At 72.7% G+C, this 19,069-nt stretch carries 20 protein-coding genes; 14 read left to right on the top strand and 6 right to left on the bottom strand.

All coding sequences use genetic code 11. The features are described 5' to 3' along the window. The first annotated feature begins 7 nt into the window (after positions 1–7). The 5 genes from A6F73_RS12075 (at position 8) to A6F73_RS12055 (ending at position 4,313) form a co-directional block, all read left to right on the top strand. Positions 8–922, top strand: coding sequence for a F0F1 ATP synthase subunit gamma (locus A6F73_RS12075; RefSeq protein ID WP_063347801.1), 915 nt, complete (start codon positions 8–10; stop codon positions 920–922). 2 nt (positions 923–924) lie between these two features. Further along, complete coding sequence (gene atpD / locus A6F73_RS12070; protein ID WP_063347800.1) at positions 925–2,370, top strand: F0F1 ATP synthase subunit beta; 1,446 nt, start codon at positions 925–927, stop codon at positions 2,368–2,370. Between the two features lie 182 nt (positions 2,371–2,552). Beyond that, complete coding sequence (locus tag A6F73_RS12065) at positions 2,553–2,936, top strand: F0F1 ATP synthase subunit epsilon (protein ID WP_063347799.1); 384 nt, start codon at positions 2,553–2,555, stop codon at positions 2,934–2,936. A 149-nt stretch (positions 2,937–3,085) separates the two neighbouring features. Then, a complete protein-coding gene (locus A6F73_RS12060; protein WP_063347798.1) occupies positions 3,086–3,586 on the top strand; it encodes a DUF2550 domain-containing protein in 501 nt (166 codons plus the stop codon). 154 nt (positions 3,587–3,740) lie between these two features. Beyond that, a complete protein-coding gene (locus A6F73_RS12055) occupies positions 3,741–4,313 on the top strand; it encodes a cob(I)yrinic acid a,c-diamide adenosyltransferase (RefSeq protein WP_063347797.1) in 573 nt (190 codons plus the stop codon). A gap of 10 nt (positions 4,314–4,323) precedes the next feature. Here A6F73_RS12055 and A6F73_RS12050 read toward each other — a convergent pair whose 3' ends face one another. Further along, on the bottom strand, positions 4,324–4,926 hold the full coding sequence (locus tag A6F73_RS12050; protein ID WP_063347796.1) for a hypothetical protein: 603 nt from the start codon (positions 4,924–4,926) through the stop codon (positions 4,324–4,326). 156 nt (positions 4,927–5,082) lie between these two features. On the opposite strand from A6F73_RS12050, the gene A6F73_RS12045 reads away from it, so the two are divergent. From A6F73_RS12045 to A6F73_RS12025, 5 genes are all read left to right on the top strand, one after another. Continuing rightward, on the top strand, positions 5,083–6,285 hold the full coding sequence (locus A6F73_RS12045) for a histidine kinase (protein WP_244293366.1): 1,203 nt from the start codon (positions 5,083–5,085) through the stop codon (positions 6,283–6,285). After that, entirely contained in the window at positions 6,282–6,932 is a 651-nt protein-coding gene (locus tag A6F73_RS12040) for a response regulator transcription factor (protein WP_063347795.1), read from the top strand. Before A6F73_RS12045 ends, A6F73_RS12040 begins: the two co-directional genes overlap by 4 nt. A 261-nt stretch (positions 6,933–7,193) precedes the next feature. Next, positions 7,194–8,063 carry a 3-hydroxyacyl-CoA dehydrogenase family protein gene (locus tag A6F73_RS12035; protein ID WP_063347794.1) on the top strand — a complete coding sequence of 290 codons (870 nt, stop codon included), beginning with the start codon at positions 7,194–7,196 and terminating at the stop codon, positions 8,061–8,063. Positions 8,064–8,450: 387 nt separating this feature from the next. Then, positions 8,451–8,771, top strand: a complete 321-nt coding sequence (locus A6F73_RS12030) for an STAS domain-containing protein (RefSeq protein ID WP_063347793.1) — start codon at positions 8,451–8,453, stop codon at positions 8,769–8,771. Positions 8,772–9,051: 280 nt separating this feature from the next. After that, positions 9,052–11,436 (top strand): hypothetical protein, encoded by a 2,385-nt coding sequence (locus A6F73_RS12025; protein WP_063347792.1) that lies wholly within the window; start codon positions 9,052–9,054, stop codon positions 11,434–11,436. 4 nt (positions 11,437–11,440) lie between these two features. On the opposite strand, the gene nucS is transcribed toward A6F73_RS12025, so the two are convergent. Beyond that, complete coding sequence (gene nucS, locus A6F73_RS12020; RefSeq protein ID WP_063347791.1) at positions 11,441–12,100, bottom strand: endonuclease NucS; 660 nt, start codon at positions 12,098–12,100, stop codon at positions 11,441–11,443. Between the two features lie 480 nt (positions 12,101–12,580). On the opposite strand from nucS, the gene A6F73_RS12015 reads away from it, so the two are divergent. After that, positions 12,581–12,973: an SCO5389 family protein gene (locus A6F73_RS12015; RefSeq protein WP_063347790.1), complete on the top strand. Its 393-nt coding sequence runs from the start codon at positions 12,581–12,583 to the stop codon at positions 12,971–12,973. A 137-nt stretch (positions 12,974–13,110) separates the two neighbouring features. Here the strand turns inward: A6F73_RS12015 and A6F73_RS12010 are convergent, their stop codons facing one another. Further along, entirely contained in the window at positions 13,111–14,259 is a 1,149-nt protein-coding gene (locus A6F73_RS12010) for an LLM class flavin-dependent oxidoreductase (RefSeq protein WP_063351134.1), read from the bottom strand. Positions 14,260–14,650: 391 nt separating this feature from the next. Between A6F73_RS12010 and A6F73_RS12005 the strand changes: the two genes are divergently transcribed. Beyond that, positions 14,651–14,974, top strand: a complete 324-nt coding sequence (locus A6F73_RS12005) for a hypothetical protein (protein ID WP_063347789.1) — start codon at positions 14,651–14,653, stop codon at positions 14,972–14,974. Positions 14,975–14,992: 18 nt separating this feature from the next. On the opposite strand, the gene A6F73_RS12000 is transcribed toward A6F73_RS12005, so the two are convergent. Then, positions 14,993–15,760 carry an ABC transporter permease subunit gene (locus tag A6F73_RS12000; protein WP_063347788.1) on the bottom strand — a complete coding sequence of 256 codons (768 nt, stop codon included), beginning with the start codon at positions 15,758–15,760 and terminating at the stop codon, positions 14,993–14,995. Position 15,761: 1 nt separating this feature from the next. Beyond that, on the bottom strand, positions 15,762–16,766 hold the full coding sequence (locus tag A6F73_RS11995; protein WP_063347787.1) for an ABC transporter ATP-binding protein: 1,005 nt from the start codon (positions 16,764–16,766) through the stop codon (positions 15,762–15,764). 92 nt (positions 16,767–16,858) lie between these two features. Here A6F73_RS11995 and A6F73_RS11990 point away from each other — a divergent pair, with 92 nt between their 5' ends. Beyond that, positions 16,859–17,656: an alpha/beta hydrolase gene (locus A6F73_RS11990; protein WP_107452867.1), complete on the top strand. Its 798-nt coding sequence runs from the start codon at positions 16,859–16,861 to the stop codon at positions 17,654–17,656. Beyond that, the gene (locus A6F73_RS11985; protein ID WP_063347785.1) at positions 17,653–17,964 is read left to right on the top strand and encodes a hypothetical protein; all 312 of its coding nucleotides are present in this window, start codon (positions 17,653–17,655) and stop codon (positions 17,962–17,964) included. The genes A6F73_RS11990 and A6F73_RS11985 overlap by 4 nt, the downstream gene beginning before the upstream one ends. Positions 17,965–18,105: 141 nt before the next feature. Here the strand turns inward: A6F73_RS11985 and A6F73_RS11980 are convergent, their stop codons facing one another. After that, complete coding sequence (locus tag A6F73_RS11980) at positions 18,106–19,035, bottom strand: hypothetical protein (protein ID WP_063347784.1); 930 nt, start codon at positions 19,033–19,035, stop codon at positions 18,106–18,108. Positions 19,036–19,069 lie beyond the last annotated feature (34 nt).

Raw genomic sequence — 19,069 nt, 5'->3', positions numbered from 1 at the left:
ACGACCCATGGGAGCACAGCTTCGGGTCTACAAGCGCCGGATCCGCTCTGTCACCGCGACGAAGAAGATCACCAAGGCGATGGAGATGATCTCCGCGGCGCGCATCGGCAAGGCGCAGCGCGCGGTGGCCGCCTCCGCTCCGTACGCCGATGAGCTCACCCGGGCGGTGACGGCGGTGGCCACCCGGTCCAACGCCAAGCACCCGCTCACCACCGAGAACCCGAACGCCACGCGTGCCGCCGTCCTGCTGATCACGGCGGACCGCGGCCTGGCGGGCGGTTACTCGTCCAACGCCATCAAGGCGGCGCTGGCGCTCACCGAGCGCCTGCGCGGCGAGGGCAAGGACGTGGTGACCTACATCGTCGGTCGGAAGGGTCTGTCGTACTACACCTTCCGTGACCTGGCGGTCGGGAACTCGTGGACGGGCTTCTCGGACAAGCCGACCTACGGTGACGCGAAGACGGTCGCGGGCGAGCTGATCGAGGCCTTCACGGCCGAGACCGGCGGCGTGGACGAACTCCACGTGGTCTCGACCGAGTTCGTGTCGATGCTGACGCAGGACGCGGTGGACGCCCGACTGCTGCCGCTGAAGCTGGACGAGGTCCAGCTCAGCGACCAGACGTCGGCCAAGGCCGAGATCTTCCCGCTGTACGACTTCGAGCCGTCGGCGGAGGGCGTCCTCGACGCGCTGCTGCCGCGGTACGTCGAGAGCCGGATCTACAACGCGCTGCTGCAGTCGGCCGCCTCCGAGCACGCCGCCCGCCGCCGCGCGATGAAGAGCGCGACGGACAACGCCGGCGAGCTCATCAAGTCGCTCACGCGGCTTGCCAACTCGGCCCGTCAGGCCGAGATCACCCAGGAAATCAGCGAGATCGTCGGCGGTGCCAACGCCCTCGCCGACGCTAGCCGCGGGAGCGAATGAGAATGACCACCACTGTTGAGCCGACCACGGCGACGGGCCGCGTCGCGCGGGTCATCGGCCCGGTCGTCGACGTGGAGTTCCCCGTCGACGCCATTCCGAACATGTTCAACGCCCTGCACGTCGAGGTGGAGAACCCCGACGGCTCGGGCAAGAAGACCCTGACCCTCGAGGTCGCCCAGCACCTGGGCGACGGCATGGTCCGCGGCATCTCGATGCAGCCGACCGACGGTCTGGTCCGTGGCACCCAGGTCACCGACACCGGTGCCGCCATCTCGGTGCCCGTCGGCCAGATCACCAAGGGCAAGGTCTTCAACGCCCTCGGCGACGTGCTGAACGTGGACCAGAAGGAGTTCGACCAGCAGGTCGAGGTCCGCTGGCCGATCCACCGCAAGGCGCCGGAGTTCAAGGACCTCGAGTCCAAGACCGAGATGTTCGAGACCGGCATCAAGGTCATCGACCTCCTCACCCCGTACGTCCAGGGTGGCAAGATCGGTCTGTTCGGTGGTGCCGGTGTCGGCAAGACCGTTCTGATCCAGGAGATGATCTACCGCGTCGCCGAGAACTTCGGTGGTGTGTCGGTGTTCGCCGGCGTCGGCGAGCGCACCCGTGAGGGCAACGACCTCATCGACGAGATGGTCGACTCGGGCGTTCTGGACAAGACCGCGCTGGTCTTCGGCCAGATGGACGAGCCGCCGGGCACCCGTCTGCGCGTCGCGCTCTCCGCGCTGACCATGGCGGAGTACTTCCGTGACGTCGAGAAGCAGGACGTGCTCCTCTTCATCGACAACATCTTCCGGTTCACCCAGGCCGGTTCCGAGGTGTCGACCCTGCTCGGCCGCATGCCCTCCGCGGTGGGCTACCAGCCGAACCTGGCCGACGAGATGGGCCTCCTCCAGGAGCGCATCACCTCGACCCGCGGTCACTCGATCACCTCGATGCAGGCGATCTACGTCCCCGCGGACGACCTGACCGACCCGGCCCCGGCCACCACCTTCGCCCACCTGGACGCGACGACCGTTCTGTCGCGCCCGATCTCGGAGAAGGGCATCTACCCGGCCGTCGACCCGCTGGACTCCACGTCCCGCATCCTCGACCCGCGGTACATCGCGCAGACCCACTACGACACGGCCCTCCGTATCAAGGGGATCCTGCAGAAGTACAAGGACCTCCAGGACATCATCGCCATCCTCGGCATGGACGAGCTGTCGGAGGAGGACAAGATCACGGTCCACCGGGCCCGTCGCATCGAGCGCTTCCTCTCGCAGAACACCTACGTGGCGAAGCAGTTCACCGGTGTCGAGGGTTCGACCGTGCCGCTGTCGGAGACCATCGAGGCCTTCAACTCGATCGCCGACGGCAAGTACGACTCCGTCCCGGAGCAGGCCTTCTTCATGTGCGGTGGCATCGAGGACCTCGAGAAGAACGCCGCCGAGCTGGCGAAGAAGTAATCGCGGCCGGTAGCAGCTGAGTGACCGTGAGGGGTGGCCCCGAGCCCGGGACCACCCCTCGCGTCGCATCGGCTGTGATTCCGGTCAAATCCGTGCCGCCGGTTTCATGCCGGGGGCGCGCGGCCGTTATTCTTACCGAAACTCCCGAGTAATCGGGGGTTGCATGAGCCTAGGAGCCCACGTTGGCTGAGCTGCACGTCGAGCTGGTCGCAGCCGACCGCAAGGTGTGGTCCGGTGCGGCCACCATCGTCGTCGCCCGTACGGCCTCCGGCGACACCGGCATCATGCCGGGTCACACCCCGGTGCTGAGTGTGCTGGAGACCGGTCCGGTCACCATCCGCACGACGGACGGCGGCACCGTGATCGCCGCGGTGCACGGCGGCTTCATCTCCTTCGCCGACAACAAGCTGTCTCTGCTCGCGGAGATCGCCGAGCTGGCGGACGAGATCGACGTCGCCCGCGCCGAGCGCGCGCTGGAGCAGGCCAAGTCGGGCCTGGACGAGCACGCCGAGCGGCGCGCCGAGGTCCGCCTGTTCGCGGCGCGCGGCCTCAAGGCCCACGTCTGAGTGCGCCAAGACCCCGGTTCAGCGGGGTCGACCGACGGTCCCGGGGACGCGTGAGCGTGACCCCGGGACTGTCGTCGTAGTTGGTAGGTCAACGCGGTCGCTTGATACGACCGATACGGGGAACGCGGGTAGCGAGGAGGTAGGTGAGCATGGTCCTCGCGCTTGTGGTGTGTGCGGCGGTCGTGGCGCTGGGTGTGATCGGCCTGGTGGCGTTCGCGGTACGACGCCGCCTGATCCAGCGGGTCGGCGGCACGTTCGACTGCAGTTACCGACTCAAAATGCCCGCCGACGCCTCGACGCAGCCCGACCTCGACGAGAACGGCAAACCCACCTCGGCCCCGGTCCCCCAGACCGACGGCAAGGGGTGGGTTTTTGGTATCGGCCGCTACAGCGGTGACTCGATCGAGTGGTTCCGGGTCTTCTCGTACGCCCCGCGCCCGCGCAGGGTGCTGCCGCGCCGGGAGATCGAGGTGCTCGGCCGGCGCTACCCGGAGGGCCAGGAGGAGCTCGCCCTGCTCTCCGGCTCGGTGGTGCTGCGCTGCCTGCACAACGGGGAGCCGCTGGAGCTGGCGATGAGCGAGGACGCGCTCACCGGCTTCCTCGCCTGGCTGGAGGCCGCCCCACCCGGGCAGAGGGTCAACGTCGCGTAGCGACGGACCCTCGGGGTGGGGGTACCCCCGGCCGGAGGCTGGGGGAGGTCAACGTCGCGTAGCGACGGACCCTCGGGGTGGGGGTACCCCCGGCCGCCGGGCTGATCCCCGCTCGGGGTTAACGCCGCCTAACCCGTCCGGCTACGCTGGCCGCATGGTGAATCTGACGCGCATCTACACCCGTACCGGCGACGACGGCACCACCGCGCTCGGCGACATGAGCCGGACCACCAAGACCGATCCCCGCCTGGCGGCGTACGCCGACACCAACGAGGCGAACGCGGCGATCGGGGTGGCCGTCGCGGCCGGATCGCTGCCCGAGGACATCGTCACGGTGCTCGTCCGGATCCAGAACGACCTGTTCGACGTCGGCGCGGACCTGTCCACGCCGGTGGTCGAGGACCCGAAGTACCCGCCGCTGCGGGTGCTGCCGTCGTACATCGACCGGCTGGAGGGGGACTGCGACCACTACCTGGAGCAGTTGGAGAAGCTGCGCAGCTTCATCCTGCCCGGCGGCACGCCCGGCGCGGCCTACCTGCACCTGGCCTGCACGGTGGTGCGGCGGGCCGAGCGGGCCACCTGGGCGGCGATCGCGGAGCACGGGGACAGCGTCAACCCGCTGACCGCGAAGTACCTCAACCGGCTCTCCGACCTGCTGTTCATCCTGGCCCGGGCGGCCAACAAGGAGCGCGGCGACGTGCTCTGGGTGCCGGGCGAGAACCGCTAGGGAGAGTCCCTCAGAGCCGCTTCTCCGGGACGCCGGCGACGGGCTGCTCGGCGATCGGGGCGTGCGCGTCCTGCTCGTCGGCCGGCGGCTGCTTGGGCCAGAGCGTGTAGCTGACGGCGATGACCACGTTGACCACGGCGGCGATGCCCAGCTTGAGGTACCACTGGAGGAAGGTGCCGAAGTGCGCGGAGCCTCCCGACAGCGGCACCAGCAGGGTGATCAGGCTCAGCGTGATCACGGCCGAGACCACCGTGCGGCGGCAGATCTGCCACTCGTACCGGGACCGCTCCGCGCCGTACTTCGGTGAGCGCGGCGGCTTGGGGCCGCCGGCGAAGCGGTACATGAAGTGCCGGTCGGCCCAGCGGACCAGGGAGGGCCCGTACCCGATGGAGAAGCCCGCGTAGCTCGCCGCGAGGGCGTGCGTCCAGCTCGCGGCGGCGCCGCCGCGCAGGTCGAGCACGGTGAGCGCGTACAGGGTGAGGTCCACCACCGGCAGGCCGACCAGCAGGGCGGTGCTGGTGCGGCGCCACCGCAGCAGGTAGCGGGCGGCGAGACCGAGGCCGAGCAGGATCCAGAAGGAGATCTCGGCCGCGACGATGAGGGTGACGATCACGTTGTGCTCCCGGGCGGTCGGCGGTGCCTCCAGCCTGGCGCGCGGGCGTGGCCGCGTCGTCGTCGCCGGGTGCCGTCCCGGCCTGCACCTTTCGATGTACGGCTGCTCCTCCGGGGACGGGAGCCGCCCGGCGCCCGGGGATGGTGAGATGGGGGTGTGCTGAGACCGACCCTCACCCCGCGCCAGGAGGACCGGGGGATCGCCCTGCTCGGTCTGTTCGGCGGAGCGCTGCTGATCGCGCTCCAGGTCTACGACAACTCCTCGCGGATCCCGCGCTGGGCGGTGGTGCCGTCGCTGCTGGTGATGGCGGTGCTGGAGCTGTTCCGCCGGACCAGGCCGGTGCTCACCACGACGCTGGGCGGGCTCGCCTTCGGGTACAGCATCTTCACCGGCGCCCTGCTGGCGACCAGCCTGATGTACACCGACCTGCTCTACGCGGCGGTGCTCTACGGCACCCCGAGGATGTCCCGGATCCTGCACCTGACCGGCACGGGCTCGGTGCTGGTGCTGTCCACCCTGGTGCTGATCTACAGCGACGCCTCGAACGCGGTGGCGGTGGTGGTGCTCACCGTGCTGATCTACCTGGCGCCGGTCTGGACCGGGGACGTGGTCCGCAAGCACCGCGACCGGGCGGTGAGCGAGCGGCTGCGGGCCGAACAGACCGCGCTGCTCTCGGAGATGGACCGGCGTGAGGCCGTCGTCGCCGAACGCGCGAGGATGGCACGGGAGTTGCACGACGTGGTGGCCAACCACCTGTCGGCGATCGCGATCCACGCGACCGGTGCGCAGTCCGTCGCCCGGCGCCGTCGGCTGGCCGGGGACGACCCGCTGGTGGAGGTGCTGGCGGTGATCCGGGAGAGCAGCGTCCAGGGTTTGGCCGAAATGCGTCGCATGATCGGACTGCTGCGCGACAGCGGCGGGGGAGAGGCGGACGAGTCGTACGCGGCGCCCGACCTGGCCGCCGTGGACGCCCTGCTGGCCAAGGCCCGGGCGGCCGGTCAGGACGTCGGGCTGGACTTCGAACTCGCCGAGCAGGGCGAGCGCGGGGAGGTCCCGGTGCCGGTCCGGCTGGCCGCGTACCGGATCGTCCAGGAGTCGCTGACCAACGCGCTCAAGCACGCCGGGCCCGGACTGGTCAGCGTGCGGATGGAGTTCGGCCCCGAGGAACTGCGGATCGCCGTCGACAGCCCGTACCGGCACGGACCGGGCCGCGAACTGCCCGGCGCCCGGGCCGGGCTGGTCGGCATGGCGGAGCGGGCCGGGCTGCTCGGCGGCAGCTTCGAGGCGGGGCCACGGAACGACTACTGGAGCGTGCGCGCGGTACTGCCGCGCGGGCGGGAGAGCGGGGCAGGGGCATGACGATCCGGGTGCTGGTGGCCGAGGACCAGGCGGCGGTACGGGCGGCGCTGGTGATGATCCTGCGGGCCGAACCGGACATCGAGGTGGTCGGGCAGGCCGCCGACGGCGAGGAGGCCGTCCGGCTGGCGCTGGAGCTGCGGCCCGACGTGGTGCTGATGGACGTGCAGATGCCCCGGCTGGACGGCGTCTCGGCGACCCGGCAGGTGGTCGCCGCCGGGGCCGGCCAGGTGCTCGTGCTGACCACCTTCGACCTGGACGAGTACGTCTACGGCGCGCTGCGGGCCGGCGCGGCCGGGTTCCTGCTCAAGGACCTGGAGGCGGACACCCTGGTCGAGGGCGTCCGGACGGTGGCGCGCGGGGACGGCATGTTGGCGCCCTCGGTGACCAGGCGGCTGATCGGCGCCTTCGCCCGGCCGGACCGGGCGGTCGGGCCGGAAGCCAGGGAGGCGGTGGCCGGACTGACCCCGCGTGAGCGGGAGGTGCTGGCCTGCATCGGGGCCGGGCTGTCCAACGGGGAGATCGCGGCCCGGCTGGAGATGGCGGAGGCGACCACCAAGACGCACGTCAGCCGGATCCTGGCGAAGCTGGGGCTGCGCAACCGGGTGCAGGCGGCGATCCTGGCGCAGGACCTCGGGCTGAGTGTCTGACCATCTGACCGCCTGACCGTCTGATGGTCTGGCCATCCGGTCCGGTCAGATGGCCCGATCGGCTGGTCTGATCGGCTGGTCACGGCGGGTCTGGGTCGCCCGACCAGGTCGGGCGCAGATCACACTCCCGATTGACACCACGGGGCCGGATTGGGCATTAGAGTCCCGGCAACGAGCGACGCGGCTCTCCGGCGGTGACCCCTGCCCTGAGCCGCCTTCAGGGCCCGCCCCAGGGCGGCGACGGCATCGGGAGACCCAGCCATGAGCAATGCGTCCAGCAAGCAGATCGCCGTGATCGGTGCCGGCCTGATGGGCGCCGGCATCGCCCAGGTGTCCGCGCAGGCCGGCCACCCGGTGGTGCTGCGGGACGTCACCGAGGAGGCCCTGCAGCGCGGTCTCGCGGGCATCCGCGCCTCCTACGCGAAGTTCGTCGCCAAGGGCCGGCTGAGCGCCGAGGACGCCGAGGCCGCGCTGGGCCGGATCACCACCACCACCGACCTGGGCGCCGTCGCCGAGGCCGACATCGTGGTCGAGGCCGTGTTCGAGCAGTTCGAGGTCAAGGAGGCCGTCTTCCGGGAGCTCGACAAGCTCGCCAAGGACGGCGCGGTGCTGGCCTCCAACACCTCCGCCATCCCGATCACCCGGATCGCCGCCGCCACCCGGCGCCCCGAGTCGGTCGTCGGCGTGCACTTCTTCTCGCCGGTGCCGCTGATGAAGCTGGTCGAGCTGGTCCGCGGCTACAAGACCAGCGACGAGACCCTGGCCGCCGCCCGCGCCTTCGCCGAGGGCGTCGGCAAGGACGTCGTGGTGGTCAACCGGGACGTGGCCGGCTTCGTCACCACCCGCCTGATCACCGCGCTGGTCGTCGAGGCCGCCAAGCTGTACGAGTCGGGCGTCGCCACCGCCGAGGACATCGACACCGCCTGCCGCCTCGGCTTCGGCCACCCGATGGGCCCGCTGGAGACCGCCGACCTGACCGGCGTGGACATCCTGCTGCACGCCGCCCGCAACATCTACGAGGAGACCCAGGACGAGAAGTTCGCCGCCCCGGAGATCATGGCGCGCATGGTCACCGCCGGCGACCTCGGCCGCAAGAGCGGCCGCGGCTTCTACCCGTACGAGGGCAAGTGAGCCCCCGCCGGAACGGGTGAACGACGACGCCCGGAGACCGGGCGGGCCGTGCGGCCGAACACCGTACGGCCCTCCCGGTCGGGGGCGGGTGAGTTTCCTCACGCCAGGTGCCGCAGACGGGTGATTTGGGCGGTAATCGAGCGTAGGTGTGGAGACTGACTGCGTATATTCCCTCGGACGAGTGAAGTTGCTTCAGATCTGGCCGGAACCAGCAACCTGCGTTGCTGGTTCGCCGTCAGAAGAGGGAGACCCGGCCCAGCACGACGAGGCTGCGACCGGACCCGGGCGAGGGGCCACGGCCCGCCCGGATGGACACCCCACCCCCCGCCCCGGCACGGCCGGGTCGGACCACCCCCGTACCGGACCGGTCAGGCGAAGGAGGAGAGCATGCGCATCACCGGCGACCACAGGGCGCTGGCCATCGAAGGCCGCCTCGACGTGCGCACCGCCGCCGACGCGCGTGCCCGGCTGCACCAGGCCGTGGACGGCGGCCTCGGCGACCTCGTGCTCGACCTCGCCCGGCTGGAGTTCTGGGACGCCACCGGCCTCGGCGTGATCATGGGCACCCACCGCAGGGCCGGCCGGATCGGCCGCCGGCTGGTGCTGCGCTCCGTCCCGGCCCAGCTCCAACGGCTGCTGGTGGCCACCAAGCTGCACCGCATCCTGGCCGTCGACGGCGTCACCGAGGCCCAGGGAATCGCCCTCTAGGGCCTGTCCCGCCCTGCCCTCGTTCGGCCTCTGCCCTTGCTCGTTCCCAGCCCGGGTTCGTCCCCTGCACGGTCTTCGTCCGGCTCCGACCCGGCCCGGATCGGCCGTCGCCCGGCCCCCGACCGGACTGCCCCTGCGCGGGCGGGCCCGGATGTGCAAGAGTCTGCCCGTCAGATGACGGCCGCCTCAGCCAGCTGCCCCCAGCCCGCGCGCGGCCGCGACCGAGACGTCAGCCGACCGGCGCGGGGCGCCGGCGGCCGAGCAGGATGCGGAGCAGAACGTGGCACAGCCAACCGGGGAGTTCCGGCAGGAGGCCGCCCGCACCCGAGGCGGCGAACTCGTCTCCGGCGCCCTGCTGGTCGGCGTCGGCGCCCCGGACGGCTCCGAGGTCAGGCCCTGCCCCGAGGAGTGGCGGCCCCGCCCGCGCCGGATCGAGCGCAGCGAGCCCGCCCGGGGCCCGGTCGGCGGCGTCGGCCGCGCGGTCGGCCCGCTCGCCCTCGGTGCCGGGCCCGCCGACCTGCCGCTGCTCGACCGCGAGGCCGACGTCGCCGAACTCCTCGGCCTGCTCGCCGAGGGCCGCTCGATACGCCTGGTCGGCCAGGCCGGTTCGGGCCGCAGCGCGCTGCTGTCGGCCGTCGCCGAGGCCGCCGCCGACCTCGCCCCCGGCGGCGTCGTCCAGCTCTGCGGGCACCGCCGCACCACCGCCGACCTGCTCCAGGACCTCTTCGCGGCCACCCACCACGCCCCCGGCTACCGGCCCGACCCGGGCCGGCTGGCCGTGCACCTCGCCGAGGTCGGCGCGATCGTGGTCGTCGACGGCGCGGAGCAGTCCGGCGCCGAGCTGGAGGGCCTGCTCGCCATCGCCCCCGGCTGCGCCTTCCTGATCTCCGTCGCCCCCGGGAGCCCGGCGCTGTCGCCCGGCTCCCGCTTGCAGGACCACCTGGTCGCCGGGCTCTCCCGCTCCGCCTGCCTCGCCCTCGCCGCCCGCCAGGCCGGTCGGCCGTTGGACGTCGAGGAGAAGGCCTGGGCGGTCGACCTCTGGTTCGAGTCCGAGGGACTGCCGCTGCGCTTCGTCCAGGCCGCCGCGCTGCTGCGCCAGCGGGACGTCGCGGTGGACGCGCTGGTCGCCGCCGAGGAGGACCGGATGGGGGTCTTCGGCGCGGTCGAGGAGCCCGTCCACGACCCCGACCCGGCCGTCCGCGAGAACGCGCTGCGCCGCACCGTCCCGCTGCCGTCCGTCGCCGAGACCGCCTCACCCGCCGTCCGGCTCGCGGAGGGGCTGAGCGAGCCCGCCCAGGCCGTCCTGAGGCTCGCCGTCGCGCTCGGCGGCGAGTGCCCCACCGCGCCGCACCTGCCCGCGCTGATCGACGTCGGCCAGGGCGAGAGCGCCCTCGCCGAACTCGCCGACGCCGGGCTGGCGGTGTCCATCGGCGGGCACCACCGGCTGACCGCCGGGGTGCTGGACCTGCTCGCCCCGCACTGGCCGGCCCGCGGCTGCCTGGACGGCGCCGCCCAGCACTTCGCCTGGTGGGTCGGGCACAGCTCGGTGTCGCTGGCGCAGGTCGCGGCCGAGGCGGAGGTGGTGGTCGGCGTGCTGGTCGCGGACCGGGAGGCCGGCCGGCACGACGCGGTCGTGCGCCTGGCCCGGGCGGCCGCGCCCGCGCTGGCGCTGGCACTGCGCTGGGGCGCCTGGGAGCGGGTCCTGCACCTGGGACTGGAGGCGGCCCGCAGGACGGGCTCCGGCACCGACCAGGCCTGGTTCCACCACGAAGCGGGCGTGCACGCGTTCTGCGTCCAGGAGCCGTCCCGGGCGATGGCCGAGCTGGAGACGGCGCTCACCCTGCGGTCCGCCGCCGGCGAGCAGCGCGGCGTCGCGGCAGCCGGCCGGATGCTGGACCTGCTGCGCGCCGACGGGCGGCAGCTGCCGCCCGCCGCGACCCCCGGGCCGGCGCCCGTGCGGCGGCCCGTCATCCGCGCGATAGCCAAGGTGCCGTCCAGCCTGCGCTCCGGGACCAGGCGCCGGGTGATCGCCGCGTCGGCGGCCGTCCTCGCGCTCGGGGCGCTCGGGACGGCGGTGGCGATGAGCGCCACCGGTCCGGAGCAGCACCCGGGCAACGACCCGCACACCCGGCTCGACGACCCCGACGGCGGGCAGGGCGGGCCGCTCCCGTCGCCGCACGCCGGCGGCCCGACCGCCGCCACCGGTGCCACCGGTACGGGGACTCCGGGGACGGACGCGGGCGGCGGTCCGGCGGCGGACGGGACCAGCCCGGAGCCGTCGCAGAGCGGTGGCGCGTCGCGCTCGCCGAGTGCGTCGAAGAAGCCGAGCCGTGGGCCGAGCGAGACCGCGGCGGCCACCGAGCAGCCGCAGCAGTCGCAGCCGCCCGCACCGGGACAGTCGCAGCCGCCGGCCCAGCAGTCCGGCCCGCCGCCGGGCGGTGGCAGTGGCGGCAGCGGCGGCAGTGGTGGTGCCGGTGGTGGCAGCGGTGGCGGTGGCAACTCCGGGGGCACTCAGCCCGGCGGAGGCGCCAGCACGCCGCCCCCGCCGAAGCCGTCGACCACGTCGCCCTCGGCGACCGCGAGCACACCGCCGCCCGCCACGACGGGCCCCGCGACCGGGACGCCCAGTCCTTCGTCGACGGCGTCCTCGCCGCCCGCGACCTGACCGGTCAGAACAGCTTGAGCTTGTCGTCGTCGATGCCGCGCAGCTCGTCGTAGTCCAGCACCACGCAGCCGATGCCCCGGTCGGTGGCCAGCACGCGGGCCTGGGGCTTGATCTCCTGGGCGGCGAAGATGCCCTTGACCGGGGCCAACAGCGGGTCCCGGTTGAGGAGTTCGAGGTAGCGGGTGAGTTGCTCGACGCCGTCGATCTCACCGCGGCGCTTGATCTCGACGGCCACCGTGGTGCCGTCCGAGTCGCGGCAGAGGATGTCGACCGGGCCGATCGCGGTGGGGTACTCGCGGCGGATCAGGGACCAGCCGGCGCCGAGCACCTCCATCCGGTCCGCGAGCAGCTCCTGGAGGTGCGCCTCGACGCCGTCCTTGATCAGGCCCGGGTCCACCCCGAGTTCGTGGGAGGAGTCGTGCAGCACCTCCTCCAGCGTGATGATGAGCTTCTCGCCGGCCTTGTTCACCACCGTCCAGACCCCGTCCGCCTCCTTGAGGGCGCACGGCGGGGACATCCAGTTGAGCGGCTTGTAGGCGCGGTCGTCGGCGTGGATGCTGACGCTGCCGTCGGCCTTGACCAGGATGAGCCTGGTGGCGGAGGGCAGATGGGCGGAGAGCCGACCGGCATAGTCGACTGAGCAGCGGGCAATTACGAGACGCACGGTCGACCACGCTAGCCCACCGGGGCCAGTTGATGCGATTCCACGACGACCGGGTGAAGAAACCGGGAACCCCGCGAACATGGAGGTTCGGCAATTCCGCGCACCGCCCGTCGCGGTCTGGCGCCCACCCCCTGGGGTCGCTACCGTACGTGACGGCACGCGTGCGGGATCGCTGTCAACGGGGACGGAGACTTCAGATGAACGATCCGACGGGATCCGGCCAATGTGGTGCACCACCGCGTATTTCCAAAGCAATCCACAGGAATGACCGGCCCGTCCCGCCGTTGACTGCCACGCTGTTCCGAGCGCGGTCGGTGTCCGGGACGTCACGTCCCGTGGTGCCGCCGCCTTCGCAGGGTGTCAAAAACGCCCGTTCCACGGCGTTCCGGACACCACGCGCGATCCGCCCACCCTCACTGTGAGCTTGGACTACGCACGACCACCCGGGCGCCGCGCGGGTGGACCGCGAGAGGAGAATCCATGTCGCTCGACGTCTCACCGGCCCTGCTGGAAAAGGCCGAGCGGGGCGAGGTCGACGAGCGGGAATTCGTCGACTGCGTCCGCGTCTCGCTGCCGTACGCCTGGGACCTGATCAGCTCGCTGGTCGCCCAGGCGAAGGTCGACGGTACCGACTTCGCCGACAACCAGGTACCGCCGCCCAGCGAGCAGGCCCGCGGCCAGCTCCTGCGGGCCCTCGCCAGCGACGCCATCCGGGGGGCCCTGCAGCGGCACTTCGGGGTGCGGCTGGCCTTCCAGAACTGTCACCGGGTGGCGGTCTTCCTGCCGTCGGACGCCAACGAGGCGCGGCACGCACGCTTCACCTCGGTCCGGGAGCAGCTGCTCAACCAGTCCGAGGAACTGCGGGACTGCTGACCCGGCAGCACCGCCGATCCCGGGCCCTGGGTCCTGATCGGCCCTAGCGGTCCTGAAGGTCGTCGGGCCGCCCCCGTCCCCCGGTGCGGGGGGAGGGGCGGCGGCCCGGACCGGGCCCGGCCGCTCCACCCCCGGTCTCACCCCAGCTGCGGCAGCACCTCGGAGCCGAGCCGGGCGATGTTGTGCAGGGTCGCCTCGCGCTCGCCGCTGCCCTCCGCGAGCAGCGCGAAGCGGCGGATGCCGGTCCGCTCGGCGGTGGCCAGCAGCCGGTCGGCGCACTGCCGCGGCGTGCCCACCGCGTGCAGGTCGCAGAGGAGTTCGGTGTACTCGCGCGGGTCGCGCATCTTGCGCTCCCGGCCGTCCACGGTGCGGTGGGCGCCGAGCCCGTACTCGAACCAGCCCGGCATGGCGTTCAGCAGGGTGGCGCGGGCCGCCGAGGTGCGGTCGTCGACCTGGGCCACCCCGGCCGCGACGTGCCGGCGGTTCACCCGGCGCAGCTGCTCCTCGCCGCGCCCGGCGGCCAGCCAGGCGGTGCGGTACAGCTCCAGCATGCGCAGCTTGTCGTCGTCGCCGGAGTGCATGCCGAGCAGCATCGGCAGGCCGCGTTCGGCGGCCAGCCGCACCCCGCTCGGCGAGGTGCACGCGACCACCATCGGCGGGCCGGCCACCGGCCGCCCGGACGGGTCGAGTTCCTCACCGACGCCCTCGACGTCCTGGCGCTGGCGCGGGAAGCGCACCGGGCCGGACTGCTCGCCGAGACCGAGCCAGCTGCCCAGTCCCGGCCGGCGCACCGGTTCGGTGGCGCGCGGCACCACCGCCACCTCGGGGAAGGCGAACTGCGGGCCGTCCGCGCCGACCCGGGAGCCGCGCAGCCAGCGCAGCAGCAGGTCCAGCCGCTCCGGGAAGCCGTTCTCGAAGGCGTCCACGCCGCCGCCGAACACGTCCAGGTCGATCCAGGGGCCGCCGCGGCCCACCCCGAGCGTGAAGCGCCCGTCCGAGGTGAGGTGCAGCAGCGCGGCCTGCTCGCCGAGCGCCACCGGGTGGGCGGTGGAGAGCACGCTGACCGCCGTGCCGACGCCGATCCGGCGGGTGCGGCCGAGCAGCAGCGCGGCCAGCGTGGCGGCGTTGGGGCAGACCCCGTACGGGACGAAGTGGTGCTCGGCCAGCCAGACGCTGTCCAGGCCCGCGCGTTCGGCCTCGACGGCGGCCCGGACGGTGCGGTCCAGCGCCTCGCGGTGGCTCTGCCCGGGGAACTGCGCGGACAGCAGGAACGCGCCGACCCGCACCGGCGCGGTGTCCGGCGGGAGCGCGCCCGCCCGCTGCGGCACGGGCAGCGGCTCGCCCGCCGCGGCCGTGACCGGGGCGGGCGAGGTCAGCACCGGGCCGGGGGCGGGCGGCCGGACTCCTACGGGCCGACGGGTCTCGGCGCGGGCGCTGGTCTTGGTCATGGTGGGGCCTCCTCGGGTGCGCGCAGGGTCTGCGGGCCCCGCCTGTTCCCCTTGTGGGTATCCGATGTCATGTGCCAACGGCACGCGGAAACCCGGATTTCGTCGGAGATCGGGTGGATCTCGGCAAAAACGCGGGAGCTTCGGACGATGCCGTGATAGTGGCCTGCCGGAGGGGTGGCCGGCCGTAGGCTGGAACGGCCCCGAAACCCCGGAAGAGAGGTAGTCCGACGTGTCGCCGCGCCGCAACCGGATCAAGAGCGCCGACCCGAGCGGGAGCGCCGAGCAGGCCTCCCCGCTCGGTGGATCGCTGCGCCGCACCGAGAGCCACCAAGGCGACGACTGGGTGGTCCAGACGGTCGCCGGGACGGCCGGGCGGCACTACCGGTGCCCGGGCTGCGACCAGGAGATCCCGCCGGGGATGGGCCACGTGGTGGCCTGGCCGATGCACGGCGCGGGCGTGGACGACCGGCGGCACTGGCACCGCGCCTGCTGGGGCGCGCGGGAGCGCCGGGCCTCCAACGTCCTGCGGGGCCGCGGCGCTCCGCGGTACTGAGCACTTCCCAGGCGTCCCCTAGGCGTCCCGGTTCTTGAGCACCAGCGCGCCGCCGAGCAGGGCGGCGAGCGTCCAGGCCAGGCAGATCACGAAGCCCGCCCACGGCCCGTACGGCTGGCCGTACTGCTCGTACACCAGCAGCATCCGCGAGCCCGCGTAGTCCGGGAAGTAGTGGGCCAGGGTCTTGACCTTCGGCACCGCCGAGAGGATCGGCGAGAGCAGGAAGAAGAACGGGACCAGTACGCCCAGCGCCAGCGTCTGGCTGTGCAGCATCGTGGTGACGCCGGCCGAGAACAGGCACAGCATCGTCAGGTACAGCGCGGCGCCGAACACCGCGCGCAGCACGTGCGGTTGGTCGAGGCTGGTGGAGTGCGAGCCGAGCAGCGCCTGGCCGGTGAAGAAGGTGACGAAGGCCGTCACCACCGAGACCGCCAGGGCCATCGCGCCGAGCACCACCGCCTTGCCGGTGAGCAGGGTGCCGCGCTGCGGGACGGCGGCCAGGGTGACCCGGATCATGCCGGTGCTGTACTCGTTGCCGATGGCCAGCACGCCGAAGACGATGATGGCGAGCTCGCCGAGCATGATGCCGGAGAAGGCCGTGCCGGTGGCGTCGAAGACGGACTGGTCGCCCCGCCGGAACTCGCCGAAGTTGTTGTTGGTGAGCAGGGACAGCAGCGCGCCGATGCCGACGGTGACGACGAAGGTCAGCGCGAGCGTCCAGACCGTCGAGCGGACGCTGCGGATCTTCGTCCACTCGGAGCGCAGGATCGCCGGGAAGGACGTCATCTCAGTTCTCCTCCTGCCGGGCCGCCGCGGTCTGCGGGGCGCCGTCCGCCTTCCAGCCGGCGCCCCAGACGCCGGGTGCGCCGGCCGCGTCCCGGCCCGGGCCGTCGCCCGCGTGGTACTCCACGGAGTCGGCCGTCATCTGCATGAACGCCTCCTCCAACGAGGCCTGCTGCGGGCTGAGTTCGTGCAGGACGACGCCGTGGGCCGCGGCCAGGTCGCCGAGCCGGGCGAGGTCGCCGTCGACCACCTCGTAGGAGCCGCCGGGCCCGGGCTCGGGCCGGAGGCCGGCGCCGGACAGGGCGTCGAGCAGGCGCTCGGGGTGCGGGGTGCGCAGCCGGACGGCGGAGCGGGAGTTGCGTCGGATGAACTCCGGCATCGGCAGGTCGGCGAGCAGCCGGCCCTTGCCGATGACCACCAGGTGGTCGGCGGTGACGGCCATCTCGCTCATCAGGTGGGAGGAGACGAAGACGGTCCGGCCCTCGGTGGCGAGCCGCTTCATCAGGTTGCGGATCCAGAGGATGCCCTCCGGGTCCAGCCCGTTGACCGGCTCGTCGAACATGACGATCTCCGGGTCGCCGAGCAGGGCGGAGGCGATGCCCAGACGCTGGCCCATGCCGAGCGAGAAGCCGCGGGCCCGCTTGCGGGCGACCGGGGTGAGGCCCACCAGGTTGAGCACCTCGTCCACCCGGCGGGTCGGGATGCGGTTGCTCTGGGCGAGCCAGAGCAGGTGGTCGCGGGCGGTGCGGCCGGGATGGACGGCCTTGGCCTCCAGCAGCGCGCCGATGTACTTGAGCGGTTCGCTGAGTTGCCCGTAGTGCTTGCCGTCGATGGTGACCCGGCCGCTGGTGGGGCGATCGAGGTCGAGGATCATGCGCATGGTGGTGGACTTGCCTGCGCCGTTGGGGCCGAGGAAGCCGGTCACCACGCCCTGCGGGACCTGGAAGCTGAGCCGGTCCACCGCGAGGGTCCTGCCGTAACGTTTTGTCAGGTCGTGCAACTCGATCATTCGCGCTCCCTTACTCCTTGTCAGGCTAGGACAAAGCGGATATCGCGGCCCGCTGAGTGGGCCCGCCGGGCGTGCCGGAATACGGTGGGCCCATGACCCAGCCCCCCTCCGCAGTGTCCGTCCGCGAGAGCGGCACCGGAACACCCCTCGTACTGCTGCACGCCTTTCCGTTGAACGCCTCGATGTGGTCCGCCCAACTGGACGCGCTGCCCGGTCTGACCGGCGACGAGGCCCGGGTGCTCGCCCCGGACCAGCGCGGCTTCGGCGGCACCGAGCTGGGGACCGACGAACCCTCGTTGGACCTGGTCGCCGACGACCTCGCCCTGCTGCTGGACGCGGCCGGGATCGAACGCGCGGTGGTCGGCGGGCTCTCCATGGGCGGCTACGTGGCGCTGGCCTTCGCCCGCCGCCACCCGGACCGGCTGGCCGGACTGCTGCTGGCCGGCACCCGCGCCACCGCCGACACCGACGCCGTCCGGGCCAACCGGGAGCGGATCGCGGCCGCCGTCACCGCCCGGGGCAGCGTCCAACTGCTGCTCGACGAGGAGGTCGCCGCCGGGCAGCTCGGGCCGGACTCGCGGCACCTGGTGGAGCGGGTGCGGTCGCTGGTCGCCGCCGCGTCGCCGGCCGCCGTCGCCTGGGCCCAGCGGGCCATGGCGGCCCGGCCGGACGCGCTGGACGTGCTGGCCGGGCTGCGGGTGCCCACCGCCGTCGTCGCGGGCGCACAGGACGGCCTGGTGGCGCCGGAGGAGGCCGAACTGATGCTCCGGGCCCGGCCGGACGCCGAACTGACCGTCATCCCCGGGGCGGGCCATCTGAGCGCCCTGGAGGCGCCGGAGGCGTTCAACACCGCCGTCCGCGACCTGCTGGCCCGGGCGGCGGCCGGATGAGGGAGGAAGCGACCGGCTGGGACTTCTCGGCGCTGGAGGTGACCGGCCGGATGCCCGTGACCAACCGCGGCGAGGGCCTGGTCGAACTGACCCTGGAACCGCTCGGCGAGGACTACTGGCTGCGCCCCGGCGAGACCTTCATCGTCACCTCGTACGGCGACCACGGCTCCGGCCACCCGTTCGAGGTGCAGTACTGGCCGGACTCGGTGTCGGTCTGGTGCACCTCGTGGTTCGGCACCGTCTCCGACGACGAGGGCAACCAGCTCAGCAGCGGGTACCAGCGGCCCGACGGGGCCTACCCCAGGTGACGCCCGCTCACCCAGGTCACCCGAGATGATGACGGTGGAAAGACGGCAGGCCCTCACCCGGGTGGGTGAGGGCCTGTCTGCTGTTCCGCACGTGCCGTCCGTTGCGCACGTACCGCCGGGCGCAGGCGCCCGGCGGCGGCGTCAGCGCGACTGCTGGGCGGGCACGCCCATGGTGTCGTCGCCCGGCAGCGAGGCGGCGGCCACGGCCGCGCCGGTCAGCGTCGCCAGCATCTCGCGGACGTTGGTCAGCTGGGCGTTGATGCTGTCGCGGCGGTTGGTGAGCGCCGCCAGCTCGCGCTCGGACTCGCTGCGGATCCGGTCGGCCTTGGCGTTGGCGTCCGCCACGATGTCCTCGGACTGGCGCTGCGCCGTCTCGACGGTCTGGCGGGCGCGGCGCTCGGCGTCGGTGCGCAGCTTCTCGGCCTCCAGGCGCAGCTGCTCGGCCCGGTGCTCGATCTCGGCCAGGCGCTTCTCGGCCTTGGCCTGACGGGCGGCCAGGTCACGCTCGGACTGCTCGCGGCGCTTGGCCAGGTTGGTCTCGAACTCCAGCGCGGCCTGGGCGGCCTTGGTGCGGGTCTCCTCGAAGAGGGCGTCCGCCTCCTCGCGCTTGTTCTGGGCGTCCTTGTTGGCCTCGGCGCGCAGCTGGGCGCTGTCGCTCTTGGCCTTGTCGACGATCCGCAGACCCTCGTCCTCCGCCTTGGCCTTGCGGTCCTTGGCGTAGTTCTCGGCCTCGGTGCGGACCTGCTGGGCAGCGGCCTCGGCGAGCTCGCGGTGCTGCTCGGAGGCGCGGTGCGCCTCGTCGCGCAGGTCCTTGGCCTCCTCCTCGGCCAGTCGCAGGATCTTCTCGACCCGGGCGCCGAGACCGGCGTACGAGGGCTCCGCCTCGGTGACCGCCGCCTGCGCGGTCTGGGTCTCCAGGTGGAGCTCCTCGATGCGCTTCTCGAGCGCGCTGATCCGGGTCAGGGCACTGTCACGGTCGGCCACCAGCTTGGTGATCCGCTCGTCGACCTGGGCGCGCTCGTACCCACGGCGCACCAGGTCGAAGCCGTGAGGGGAGTGACTGTCGCTCATGGGGTTCTGGGCTTCCTGTCGTCAAACCGCTGAG

Origin of the sequence: Streptomyces sp. MJM8645, assembly GCF_001625365.1 — a bacterium.
In the GTDB taxonomy this organism is placed as follows: domain Bacteria; phylum Actinomycetota; class Actinomycetes; order Streptomycetales; family Streptomycetaceae; genus Kitasatospora.
Note: the sequence above shows the minus strand (reverse complement) of the source record. Positions and strands in the feature narration are given on the sequence as shown.

Coding starts and splice junctions, on each gene's coding strand:
- A6F73_RS12075 (WP_063347801.1), top strand. CDS start 8: ATGGGAGCACAGCTTCGGGTCTACAAGCGCCGGATCCGCTCTGTCACC.
- atpD (WP_063347800.1), top strand. CDS start 925: ATGACCACCACTGTTGAGCCGACCACGGCGACGGGCCGCGTCGCGCGG.
- A6F73_RS12060 (WP_063347798.1), top strand. CDS start 3,086: ATGGTCCTCGCGCTTGTGGTGTGTGCGGCGGTCGTGGCGCTGGGTGTG.
- A6F73_RS12055 (WP_063347797.1), top strand. CDS start 3,741: ATGGTGAATCTGACGCGCATCTACACCCGTACCGGCGACGACGGCACC.
- A6F73_RS12040 (WP_063347795.1), top strand. CDS start 6,282: ATGACGATCCGGGTGCTGGTGGCCGAGGACCAGGCGGCGGTACGGGCG.
- A6F73_RS12035 (WP_063347794.1), top strand. CDS start 7,194: ATGAGCAATGCGTCCAGCAAGCAGATCGCCGTGATCGGTGCCGGCCTG.
- A6F73_RS12030 (WP_063347793.1), top strand. CDS start 8,451: ATGCGCATCACCGGCGACCACAGGGCGCTGGCCATCGAAGGCCGCCTC.
- A6F73_RS12015 (WP_063347790.1), top strand. CDS start 12,581: ATGTCGCTCGACGTCTCACCGGCCCTGCTGGAAAAGGCCGAGCGGGGC.
- A6F73_RS12000 (WP_063347788.1), bottom strand. CDS start 15,760: ATGACGTCCTTCCCGGCGATCCTGCGCTCCGAGTGGACGAAGATCCGC.
- A6F73_RS11995 (WP_063347787.1), bottom strand. CDS start 16,766: ATGATCGAGTTGCACGACCTGACAAAACGTTACGGCAGGACCCTCGCG.
- A6F73_RS11990 (WP_107452867.1), top strand. CDS start 16,859: ATGACCCAGCCCCCCTCCGCAGTGTCCGTCCGCGAGAGCGGCACCGGA.
- A6F73_RS11985 (WP_063347785.1), top strand. CDS start 17,653: ATGAGGGAGGAAGCGACCGGCTGGGACTTCTCGGCGCTGGAGGTGACC.
- A6F73_RS11980 (WP_063347784.1), bottom strand. CDS start 19,035: ATGAGCGACAGTCACTCCCCTCACGGCTTCGACCTGGTGCGCCGTGGG.